A 10,756-nucleotide genomic window follows, 5' to 3' on the forward strand; every position below is an offset into this window, starting at 1 on the left:
CGATGCCGTACTGACCGCATTCGCTGAACGCAGTGATAACTGGCAAAGGTGAAGCAGCATGACCACTCAATTTGACGCGATCATCATCGGCACCGGCCAGGCCGGGCCGGCGCTCGCCGCCCGGCTGTCCTCGGCGGGGATGCAAGTTGCTATCGTCGAGCGCAATCTCTTCGGCGGCACTTGCGTGAACACGGGGTGCATTCCAACGAAGGCGCTCGTGGCGAGTGCCTACGCGGCCCATCTCGCGCGTCGCGCGAGCGATTACGGTGTGACCATAGGCGGTGCCGTTGAGGTCGACATGAAGCGCGTCAAGGCGCGCAAGGACGAGATCTCGGGGCGCTCGCGCAAAGGCGTCGAGCGCTGGCTCAAAGGTCTTGCGCGCTGCACCGTGATCGACGGTCACGCGCGTTTCGAATCCGCCGACACCGTGCGCGTGAACGACGAATTGCTCACTGCAAAGCGCATCTTCATCAACGTCGGGACGCGACCGTTCATTCCCCCGATGCGGGGGCTCGACCAAGTCGACTATCTGACGAATTCGACGATGATGGATCTCGACTTCCTGCCCGAGCACCTGATCGTCGTCGGCGGCAGTTATACGGGTCTCGAGTTCGCTCAAATGTACCGGCGCTTCGGCAGCGCGGTGACGGTCGTCGAGAAAGGCGCGCGGCTGATTTCGCGTGAGGACGAGGACGTCTCCAAGGCGGTGGAAGAGATCCTGCGCAACGACGGCGTAGGAATCGAAACGCACGCGGAATGCATGGCGGCCGAAAAGCGCGGGAATGGAATCGCCGTCAACCTCGATTGCAAGGACGGCACGCGCGAAGTCGTCGGCTCGCATCTGCTGCTTGCAGTGGGGCGAACGCCGAACACGGACGACCTCGGGCTCGAGCGCGCGGGAATCGAGGTCAACGAGCGCGGCTATATCACGGTCGACGATCAATTGAATACGAGCGTGCCGGGGGTATGGGCGCTCGGCGACTGCAACGGGCGGGGCGCCTTCACGCATACCTCGTACAACGACTACGAGATCGTGGCCTCCAACCTACTGGAGGGTGAAAACCGCAGCGTGCGCGACCGTATCGTCGCGTACGGTCTCTATGTGGATCCGCCGCTCGGGCGAGCCGGGATGACGGAGAACCAAGTCCGCGATGCGGGCCGCAACGCGCTCGTCGGCATTCGCCCGATGACACGCGTGGGCCGCGCGGTCGAAAAGGGCGAGACGCAGGGCTTCATGAAAGTGACGGTCGATGCCGATACCAAGGAGATTCTTGGCGCTGCGATTCTGGGGGTGGGCGGCGACGAAGCGATCCATTGCCTTCTCGATGCAATGTATGCCAAGGCCCCTTATACGGTCGTTCAGCGTGCGGTCCACATCCATCCCACCGTCTGCGAGTTGCTGCCGACCTTGCTCGGCGATTTGAAGCCAATGAGTGAAGCGCCGGCCGATCGATCCGAAGATTGACCGCGATCCAGGCGCCTCGTGGATCCGCGGCCCGCGCGGCGCCCCTCCGATTACCGATTCCAATGTGCGTGACATCACACAACGGAGTAACTTTGTCCTGCGGACCTTGCCGCCCCATTATCATTAGCCAGCGTTCCCCACGCGGCCGGCAGGTGGCGAATTTCGAGGTAATGGTCTGATCGATTAGGAGTGCGAATGTACGGAGACGTGTTGGATCTCGTGAAAAAGATCCGCCGCAGCGAGGGATTCAAATATTTCGTCGGCACGCCCGCCCGCCTTGCGGTACATACCAGGCAGCGTCTCAACAAGGATGTCTTCTCGATCGATATCTACGAGATATCCGGATTTTTTTCGGTGTTGCAGATGGTGCTGTTCGTCCTCATGCATTGCGAGGAGAAGCATCTGACTCCGCGGATCTCCGCGCGCGGAAAGATTTATGGGGACCCCGACGGGAAGGTCGACTGGTTCTCGGAGCTCTTCGAGACGGTCCAGGAACCGCGCGCCGCGTTGCAGCCCGGACAAATCCGGACGTCCAAAGTCAACGATCTGGTTCACCTCGGCTTGCGCAAAAAGTATGAAAAAAAGCTGAGGATCGAGAGCGCGAGCAAGTTGTTCCTCTCGCATTACCGCCCTGCCGCGCATATCGCCGAGGAAGTTGCGGCGATCAGCCAGGCGCTGGACCTCGGCGAATCGACGCTCGCGGTTCACTATAGAGGCACGGACAAGAAGCTGGAAGCCGAGACGATTTCGTGGGAGCGCTTTTGCACGTTCGTCGCGTCCGTCCTCCGTTCACATCCGCATTTGACGAGCATTTTCATTTCGAGCGACGAGCCCGAGTTCATCGATTATTTTCTGGACTGGCCGTTCGGCGTGCGCGTCAATGTGGCGCCCGCCAAATATCTGGCGAGCGGCAATGTGCCCGTGCATTTTGCAGGCTACCCCGGATTGGAAATCGCTCGTGAAGCACTGCTGACTTGCCTGCTGCTTGCGAATTGCGGGTTTCTCGTGAAGACGCCGTCGTATTTGTCGGCCTGGTCGAAGATATTCAATCCCGCGTTGCCCGTTGCACTGGCTTCGCCCCCTCGTCGCGACGCTTTCTGGTTTCCCGACAGCGAGCTTTGGACTGAGGCCGCAGTGCATGCCGGAACGGCGGCAGATTCGATCGGCGAGGAGTTCGTCGCCGCCCAGCTCACCACGAATGCCGAGTAGCGTTGCGGATCCGTTGCTTAGCGTTGCGAACGACGTCATCTGCGATGACGGTGTCTGTGGCATTCCAACAACGCAGAAGTACCGCTGCCGCGCCATGCGGCCATGCGATTCTTCAACACATCGGATTGTCACGATTTTTTTACTTGCGGGAGCGGAAGCACCGCGCATAGAATCCGCCCTGTTTTCGAAAGAGGAGTCCTTCGTGGACGCAAGTAGTAGTCGATCTTGTCGGCCGGTGCGAGCCGGCAGCCAATTCGCAATCGTGCGTTAGCGACGTCTGATCTCCAGTGCCGCTGACCGCGATTGCCGGGTCAGCGCGCTTGTTTCGGGACCGATGCCCACGGTCCTTCTCGAGCCGCTTCCTTTTTGTTCGACCGTTCGCCGCGTGCTTCGGGCACGTGCCAGTGTGCATCGACGGTGCTGGTCGCGCCCGCTGGTTCGCGGGCGCATGAACCGGCGCGGTTCCAAATCGCAATCGAGAAGACAAATGATATTCGTTCGCCAAATCCCGCCCATTCTCCGTGACAGCGCATCTATGCGGGTTCGTTCCACTCTCGCCTTTGCCGGCGCCGCCTTCGCGACGGCGACGCCGTCCCGTTACACAGGGACACTGCTCGCGTTCGCGCTCACCGCGGGCGCGGCTATGCCCGCTTACGCGGAATCCGCGTCCGAGGCGACCCGCGCGGAAACGCAAAGCGCGGCCGTTTCCGCGCCTGTCGTCGCGGCGGCTTCCGCGCCCGCCGAGGCGGCCGCACCTTCGCCCGAAACAGCCGCGGCCCCCGCACCTGAAACCCCTGCTGCACCGGCGGCCCCAACCGGGTTCTGGGAGCGCAGCAACCTGCTGGGCGATATGGGTGGACTGCGGACCTGGCTGGGCAACTACGGTGTGACGTTGAATATCCAGGAAACGAGCGAGCTTTTTGGGAACTTCACGGGCGGGTCGAAGCGAGGCCTTGCCTACGACGGCGCCACGCAGTTCGGCCTCAACGTTGATATGGAAAAAGCGTTGGGGATCAAGGGCGGCCAGTTCTTCGTCGACGCGTTGCAGATCCATGGCCGCGGCATCACTGCGTCGCACCTCGGCGCGCTGCAGAGCGTGAGCGGCGTCGAGGCCGAGGCCACGACGCGCTTGTGGGAGCTTTGGTATCAGCAGTCGCTGGGAGACAAGCTCGACGTGAAGGTCGGTCAGCAGAGTCTCGACCAGGAATTCATCGTCAGCCAATATTCGGCGACGTTCGTGAACGCGACGTTCGGCTGGCCCGTGCTGCCTGCTGCCGATATGCCCGCCGGCGGCCCCGCTTACCCGTTGTCGTCACTCGGCGTGAGACTGCGTTTCAAGCCGACGAATTCGTTGACCGTCCTGGGCGGTGTCTTCGATGGTAATCCGGCGCCGGGCACTGGCGACGTGCAGAAGCTGAACGCCAGTGGCACGACGTTCAATCTTCACAACGGTGCGCTCTTGATCGGCGAACTCCAGTACGCGATCAACCAGCCGCCGGCCGAGGGCTCGGCGTCGCCGCAAGCAAGCGGATTGCCGGGCACGTACAAGATCGGCTTTTGGTATAACAACGCGCGCTTCTCCGATCAGCACTACGACAGCGGCGGCGTCTCGCTGGCGAGCCCGCTCTCGAGCGGCGTGCCCGCTACGCATCGCGGCAACTGGAGCGTCTATGCCGTGGCGGATCAGATGGTCTGGCGCCCGAGCCCCGACAGCCCGCGGTCATTGGGCGTGTTTACTCGCGCGATGGGCGCGCCGGGCGACCGCAACGTCGTCAATTTCAACGTCGACGCGGGCGTCGTGTTGAAGGCGCCGTTCAAGGGGCGTGACAACGATTCGGTCGGCCTTGCTGTCGGCTACGCGAATATCGGTGCGAGCGCGCGCGCATTCGATCGCGATACGGCCGCGTTGACCACGCCCGGCTATCCGGTGCGCTCCGCCGAAACCGTCGTCGAGGCCACGTACCAGTACCAGGTGGCGCCATGGTGGCTGTTGCAGGCGGATTTCCAATACTTCTTCCGGCCGGGCGGCGGTATTCCGAATCCGACAGAAGGCGGTGCGCGGATCGGCAATGAGGCGGTGGTGGGGTTGCGGACGGTTGTGACGTTCTGAGTAGTTGCCGCGTTGTCGAATTACCGGCGCCTCGATGCTTCGGCTTCGATAGCCGCGTCGAAAGGCTGATTGCGATCGGGTATGCTGCGATTCGACCTTGACCAATCAATTTGGCTGCTTCGATGAACCCGAGATTGACTGCGATTCTGACTGCGCTCGTCGCCGCGGCGCTCTTCGGCGCGGCGACACCCCTCGCCAAGGCGTTGCTCGGATCGACGTCCGCATTCATGGTGGCGGGGCTTTTCTATCTCGGTAGCGGTTTGGGGTTGGGCATCGCCATTATCGTTCGCCGATTGTCAGGAGACCTAACCGGCGACAAGCATATCGATGGCGCGGGCATCCAAAAGAGCGAACTCCCCTGGCTGGCCGGCGCGATCGTGGCCGGTGGTGTGGCGGGCCCCGCGCTGCTGATGCTCGGCCTGTCGACGACGCCCGCTGCCTCGAGCTCACTGCTGCTCAATCTCGAAGGGGTGCTGACGGCGGTCATTGCCTGGGTCGTCTTTCGTGAAAATGTCGATCTGCAGATCTTCCTCGGGATGATCGCGATCGTTGCGGGAGGGGTCCTGCTTTCATGGCAGCCGGGCGGGCATGGGTTGGCTACTGGCGCGCTGCTGATCGTCGGCGCGTGTCTGTGCTGGGCTATCGACAACAATCTGACGCGCCGAGTGTCGACGAACGACGCAATGGTGATCGCGGGTCTGAAGGGGTTGGTGGCAGGGCCCGTGAACCTGGCGATCGCATTTGCCGCTGGGACGCATCTCCCGTCCGCGCTGACGATCGCGGCCGCCATGCTGACCGGGTTCGCGGGCTACGGAGTGAGTCTTGTGCTTTTCGTCGTGGCGCTGCGCCACCTCGGAACGGCGAGAACGGGCGCTTACTTTTCGGTCGCGCCGTTGTTCGGCGTAATGCTTTCGCTTGCGATCTGGCCCGCGTGGCCGCCGGCCCTGTTCTGGATCGCGGCAGGCTTGATGGCTATCGGAGTCTGGCTCCATGTGCGCGAGCGACACGAGCATGAGCACACTCATGAACCGCTCGCGCACACGCATCGGCACCGTCATGATGAACATCATCAACATGATCATGACTTTCCGTATAGCGGCGATGAGCCGCACGTGCATCCGCATTCGCATCTGCCGATCACGCACACGCACGCGCATTTTCCCGACATTCACCATCGGCACCGGCACTGACGAGCGTCCGGTTCGGCTCGGACGTGACACGGCTCCCGCGCGCGTTGTCTTCGTGACGCTTCCGTTATTTTTCCTTTTTGTCCAATCCCGCGACGGCTTCATGGGCGCTCGAAACGAAGCAACTGTCGGGGCCGGGCTTGCTCGCGCAGGCTGCCGAACGCTGATCGACTCGCGGATTGCCGTTGCTGTCGACGGTCATTGCATCGCCTAAACCCTTCAACTGAACGACGGCGGCCCTCGCTTCGGGTTCGATGTGCTGTTCCTCCATGTTGGCGGCAAGCATGGCAACTTCCGCGTTTCGTCCATGGGCAATGTCGGCACCGAGTTCGCGTATGCGGCGCTCGTACCAGTCCGCGACACAGGCCTTGTCCGTACAGTTGTGTTGGCGCCATTGCCATTGCGCGACTCGGTCCGCCTCTATCGCATCGGGCACCGGGGCGGCATCTTTGGCGAGCCGATAGACGACGGCGAGCTTATCGTCCAGCGCCGAGAGCCGCGGATCGCTGCATATCAGCTTTTCGGACACCGAAGCATTGTGCGGACACTTGAAGCTTGCCGCATGGGCGAGTTGAATCGTCGCCGCTAGCGCGACGAGCGGGACGATAACCGACGCCGTCGCGCGCCGGCGTGGATGAAATGCGGACTTGTCGATGTGACGAATCATGGGCGACCTCTCGTTGTGCAGCTCGGGGATGGCATCGCGGGCATGGCCGCGCCTTTCCGCTGAGAGATCGGCGTCCGTGCCCCGACGGCAACGAAGATAAGCGCGGACGCACCGACCGAAAGCTCGCATGTGCGGCGTGAATCAGCAGCTTGTTACCAGTTCTTGCGGCTCAGCCGCGGTGGTCGTGTCGGTGAACCGACAAAAGCTCCTGTTCGTGCAGTGCGGCGTACTGGAGCAGCATGATCGTCTTGCCGTCGATGATTTCCCCTTGCTCGATCATCTGAAGCGCCCTACGTAATGGCACTTCGATGACTTCGAGATCTTCGCCTTCGTCCTTCAATCCGCCGCCGGAGCCGACGCGCATCGATGCGTCGTATTCCCCGATGTAGAAGTAAAGCTTCTCCGTGACGGACCCCGGGCTCATGAATGCTTCGAAGACCTTACGAATGTGCGTGACCCGATAACCGGTCTCTTCTTCCGCCTCCGCACGAATGCGCACATCGGGCGAGGCATCGTCGAGAAGCCCGCCCGCCGCCTCGATCAACATTCCGTCGTACCCGTTCACGAACGCCGGCATCCGGAACTGGCGCGTCAATACGACGTTGCTCGAGTGCGGATCGATGAGCAGGATCGTTGCGCCGTTTCCGCGATCGTAGGTTTCGCGGCTTTGACGCTGCCACGTTCCGTCGCTGCGAAGGAAATCGAACGTCACCTTCCTCAGCACGTACCAGTCATCCGCCAGCACCTGCGTATCGATCACGCGCACGCGGTCTTTCATCGACGTCATCGTCATTGTGGTTCCCCTCGTTGTCCGACATCGCTTATACTAGCGTGCATATTCGTGCAATTTCAAGATAATTCGTGCATGGCCATGCTGACAAGTCAAAGAAAGAAGGCGATCCTCGATGCGCTCAAGCGCGATGGACAAGTGTTGGCAACCGAGCTGAGCGTCAGATTCGATGTCTCTGAAGATACGGTGCGCCGCGATTTGCGTGAACTGGCGGCCGAGGGCTTGCTTCAGCGCGTGCATGGAGGCGCATTGCCGGCGTCGCCGGCGGTTGCGCCATTCGCGCAACGTGAGGAGATGGAGTCGCCCGTAAAGCAACGCATTGCACGCAGGGCCGCCGCAATGATCGCGCCGGGGCAGGTTGTGATCATCGATGGCGGGACGACTTCGGCGCACCTGGTCCGCAGCCTTCCCGTGGATCTCTCGGCGACCGTCGTAACGCACAGCCCAAGCGTCGCGGTCGCGCTCGCGGATCATCCGTCGATCGAAGTGGTGCTTATCGGCGGACGGCTCTACAAGCATTCGATCGTCACGGTCGGCGCCGCGGCCGTGGAGGCCGTGTCGCACGTTCATGCGGACATTTACTTCATGGGCGTGACAGGCGTGCATCCGAAGGCCGGCTTGAGCACGGGCGACTTCGAAGAGGCTTACGTCAAACGCGCGCTCGCCGGCCGCGCAGCGGAGACTGTCGTGCTGGCGTCTTCCGCGAAGCTCAATGCCGCTTCGCCGTATGTCATCGGCGATATCGGTTTGGCGCAGGCGATCATCGTCGAGGAATCGGCTGACTCGAAGCTAACCGATCCCATCGAGAAAGCGGGGGTGACGGTTCTACGCGCGTAGTGCGGAGTCGCGCTTTTCGTGCAAGATTTGGCGGTGTCTCCCTAGTGACATGTGGCGCAAGGCTTTCCAGCGGTTCCTACGATTGTCGACAGTACGCTTCCGCTTCGTTGGCAAAGCTGGAATACGGAGCGGATATACTGCGCCGATATCGAGGATGAAGAGTTCGTTCAGAGCTATTGCCGATGCAAACCGAACCGCGGATCAGTGTTCTTCGACAGATTCCACGCAGCGTATGGGTGCTGGGCTGCGTCAGCCTCTTCATGGACGTTTCGTCCGAGATCATCCATAGTTTGTTGCCCATGTTCCTTATGGCGACGCTCGGTGCCAGCGCGACGGCCATTGGGCTCATCGAAGGTATCGCGGAGGCGACGGCTCCGATCGTCAAAGTGTTTTCGGGCAGTCTCAGCGATTATCTTGGCAATCGGAAGTGGCTCGCGGTTGCTGGATATGGGTTGGGTGCGTTGAGCAAGCCACTGTTCGCCATCGCCCCAAGCATCGGTGTCGTAGTGGCCGCGCGAGTGATCGATCGCGTTGGCAAGGGCATTCGAGGGGCTCCCCGCGACGCGCTCGTTGCCGACGTTACGCCGCCTCATCTCAGAGGCGCGGCCTATGGGCTGCGTCAATCGCTCGACACGGTCGGCGCGTTTCTGGGGCCGCTACTCGCAGTCGCCATCATGTTTGCGTCCGCCGACAACTTCAGGCTCGCGTTCTGGGTTGCCGTCGTGCCCGGTTTGATCGCCGTCGGATTGTTGACCGTTGGGGTGGAAGAGCCCGAGAAGGTGCCCCGCACACGCCGAGTCAACCCGATTCGCTGGCATAACCTCGAGCAATTGGGCGCGCGTTACTGGTGGGTCGTTGTTGTTGGCTCTGTGTTCGCCCTGGCGCGGTTCAGCGAGGCGTTTCTTGTATTGCGAGCGATGGCGAGCGGCGTTCCCGTTGCGTTGGTGCCGCTCGTGATGGTGGCGATGAATATCGTCTATGCGCTGTCGGCCTATCCGTTTGGCAAACTCGCCGATGCAATGAGTCACCGGAAACTGTTGGCTGCGGGTCTCATTGCGTTGATGGCCGCTGATATCGTGCTTGCACACGGCTCGCACTGGACCGTCGTGCTCGTCGGCGTCGCGCTCTGGGGATTGCACATGGGTATGACGCAGGGACTGCTCGCTACGATGGTATCGCACGCCGCGCCCGCACACCTTCGAGGCACTGCGTTCGGGTTCTTCAATCTGCTGAGCGGGATCGTGACGCTTGTTTCCAGCGTTATTGCAGGCGAGTTGTGGGACCGACTCGGTGCTGCGACCACGTTCTACGCAGGGGCTGGATTTGCTGTTGCGACGATCGCGCTGCTATTTTCTCGCCGGGCCTCTTCGTAGGCGAGGCTGTCGTGTCGCGATATCTGCGGGACCATCGGGTACTCGTGCTCACGATATGAGGCTCGAAATCAAATGACAGCCGCACGTTGCCCTGTGCCCCTGCCTCGCGATCGGAACGCCTTCGTCAGTCATCGATTCGTCGCCTTCGACGATGACATTCGGCGCGATGTCCGGATGCTTGGGGCATGAGACTTCGTCACCTTTGCGCGCCACGAAGCGGCCGTCGAAGCTCATCGTCGGCGAGCCGGTGATCACTTTGCCGCCGTGGTCAGTGCCGTCGCCTACGCGAATGAGATTGATCATGGATGGTTTCCTCGTCTTCCTGCAGTAGATTCATCTACCCTCACTTGTAGCGAAAATAGTAGTTTCCGTAGTTCGGCAGCTTGTTTCCACGGCGGTTCTCGCGCGAGGTCTTGCGGAGGTCGATGTTTTCTACGTCTGGCCAACCATAAGCGCGGAAGATCGCCTCTGCCAGGTACGCAAAGCGCACCAATCTTCGAGCTGCGCGATAAAAAAGGATGCCAAACATAAGGGATCCACCGATTGCTATGCAACCATTTAGATAAAGCAAATCATCTAGCCCTATCCCACCTACTCTTTCGCTTGCAAAGTAGGTCATAAGGAAAAAGATTGGGTATATAACGAGAAACGATCGCCACATCAATCTTCTCATATTCCTATAATGTGCTTTTCGGCCCGCGGTGGCATGCGGGTAAACCGCTAATAGGTCATCTCCCTCGCGCTTGACTGCGTAGGCGATGTATTGATCGTGCAGCACTTGTTGCGCCACGACTTCGACATTATCGCCGTTGCGCATCGGCATCATCCATAGCCACCCTTCGATACGTTTCCCGTCTAGTTCGAACTCGACCCAATCGGCTTCTTCGTCGGAATTGACAGCCATATTGATGAGTCCGATGCCGGCTGCTCCCATGCCCATTGCGGCTGCGCCCAAACCGGTGGCGCTCACCTGCCATTGCTGGGCCTGACTCAAGACAAAGTCGTGACTGCGCCGGGAGCGCTGCAAGTTCGAGATGCGCCCGCGCAACAGAACGGTGGAGATGTCAGGCTTGATCTTCTTCATGAAAGCTTTGCAATCGCGGCGATGGCGTTGTCAG

General features: G+C 61.0%; 10 protein-coding genes. 6 read left to right on the top strand and 4 right to left on the bottom strand.

Going from position 1 to position 10,756, the window contains the following annotated elements; translation table 11 throughout:
* The first annotated feature begins 58 nt into the window (after positions 1-58).
* From C9I57_RS02985 to C9I57_RS03000, 4 genes are all read left to right on the top strand, one after another.
* Positions 59-1,465 carry an FAD-containing oxidoreductase gene (locus C9I57_RS02985; protein ID WP_107149118.1) on the top strand — a complete coding sequence of 469 codons (1,407 nt, stop codon included), beginning with the start codon at positions 59-61 and terminating at the stop codon, positions 1,463-1,465.
* Positions 1,466-1,660: 195 nt separating this feature from the next.
* Complete coding sequence (locus tag C9I57_RS02990) at positions 1,661-2,674, top strand: hypothetical protein (RefSeq protein ID WP_258187464.1); 1,014 nt, start codon at positions 1,661-1,663, stop codon at positions 2,672-2,674.
* Positions 2,675-3,317: 643 nt separating this feature from the next.
* Positions 3,318-4,784, top strand: coding sequence for a carbohydrate porin (locus C9I57_RS02995; RefSeq protein ID WP_258187478.1), 1,467 nt, complete (start codon positions 3,318-3,320; stop codon positions 4,782-4,784).
* A gap of 122 nt (positions 4,785-4,906) precedes the next feature.
* Entirely contained in the window at positions 4,907-5,974 is a 1,068-nt protein-coding gene (locus C9I57_RS03000; RefSeq protein WP_107149120.1) for a DMT family transporter, read from the top strand.
* 64 nt (positions 5,975-6,038) lie between these two features.
* On the opposite strand, the gene C9I57_RS03005 is transcribed toward C9I57_RS03000, so the two are convergent.
* Entirely contained in the window at positions 6,039-6,638 is a 600-nt protein-coding gene (locus C9I57_RS03005) for a lysozyme inhibitor LprI family protein (protein ID WP_107149121.1), read from the bottom strand.
* 169 nt (positions 6,639-6,807) lie between these two features.
* On the bottom strand, positions 6,808-7,425 hold the full coding sequence (locus C9I57_RS03010; RefSeq protein WP_107149272.1) for a GDP-mannose pyrophosphatase: 618 nt from the start codon (positions 7,423-7,425) through the stop codon (positions 6,808-6,810).
* Between the two features lie 36 nt (positions 7,426-7,461).
* Here C9I57_RS03010 and C9I57_RS03015 point away from each other — a divergent pair, with 36 nt between their 5' ends.
* Positions 7,462-8,265, top strand: coding sequence for a DeoR/GlpR family DNA-binding transcription regulator (locus C9I57_RS03015; RefSeq protein ID WP_107149273.1), 804 nt, complete (start codon positions 7,462-7,464; stop codon positions 8,263-8,265).
* A gap of 182 nt (positions 8,266-8,447) precedes the next feature.
* Positions 8,448-9,638: an MFS transporter gene (locus C9I57_RS03020; protein WP_107149122.1), complete on the top strand. Its 1,191-nt coding sequence runs from the start codon at positions 8,448-8,450 to the stop codon at positions 9,636-9,638.
* A 48-nt stretch (positions 9,639-9,686) separates the two neighbouring features.
* On the opposite strand, the gene C9I57_RS03025 is transcribed toward C9I57_RS03020, so the two are convergent.
* Together C9I57_RS03025 and C9I57_RS03030 are read right to left on the bottom strand one after the other, a co-directional pair.
* Entirely contained in the window at positions 9,687-9,941 is a 255-nt protein-coding gene (locus tag C9I57_RS03025) for a PAAR domain-containing protein (RefSeq protein WP_107149123.1), read from the bottom strand.
* Between the two features lie 40 nt (positions 9,942-9,981).
* Entirely contained in the window at positions 9,982-10,722 is a 741-nt protein-coding gene (locus C9I57_RS03030) for a putative type VI secretion system effector (protein WP_107149124.1), read from the bottom strand.
* Positions 10,723-10,756: the final 34 nt, after the last annotated feature.

This window comes from Trinickia symbiotica (assembly GCF_003028655.1).
Taxonomy (GTDB): domain Bacteria; phylum Pseudomonadota; class Gammaproteobacteria; order Burkholderiales; family Burkholderiaceae; genus Trinickia; species Trinickia symbiotica_A.

Coding starts and splice junctions, on each gene's coding strand:
- C9I57_RS02985 (WP_107149118.1), top strand. CDS start 59: ATGACCACTCAATTTGACGCGATCATCATCGGCACCGGCCAGGCCGGG.
- C9I57_RS02990 (WP_258187464.1), top strand. CDS start 1,661: ATGTACGGAGACGTGTTGGATCTCGTGAAAAAGATCCGCCGCAGCGAG.
- C9I57_RS02995 (WP_258187478.1), top strand. CDS start 3,318: ATGCCCGCTTACGCGGAATCCGCGTCCGAGGCGACCCGCGCGGAAACG.
- C9I57_RS03000 (WP_107149120.1), top strand. CDS start 4,907: ATGAACCCGAGATTGACTGCGATTCTGACTGCGCTCGTCGCCGCGGCG.
- C9I57_RS03005 (WP_107149121.1), bottom strand. CDS start 6,638: ATGATTCGTCACATCGACAAGTCCGCATTTCATCCACGCCGGCGCGCG.
- C9I57_RS03010 (WP_107149272.1), bottom strand. CDS start 7,425: ATGACGTCGATGAAAGACCGCGTGCGCGTGATCGATACGCAGGTGCTG.
- C9I57_RS03020 (WP_107149122.1), top strand. CDS start 8,448: ATGCAAACCGAACCGCGGATCAGTGTTCTTCGACAGATTCCACGCAGC.
- C9I57_RS03025 (WP_107149123.1), bottom strand. CDS start 9,941: ATGATCAATCTCATTCGCGTAGGCGACGGCACTGACCACGGCGGCAAA.
- C9I57_RS03030 (WP_107149124.1), bottom strand. CDS start 10,722: ATGAAGAAGATCAAGCCTGACATCTCCACCGTTCTGTTGCGCGGGCGC.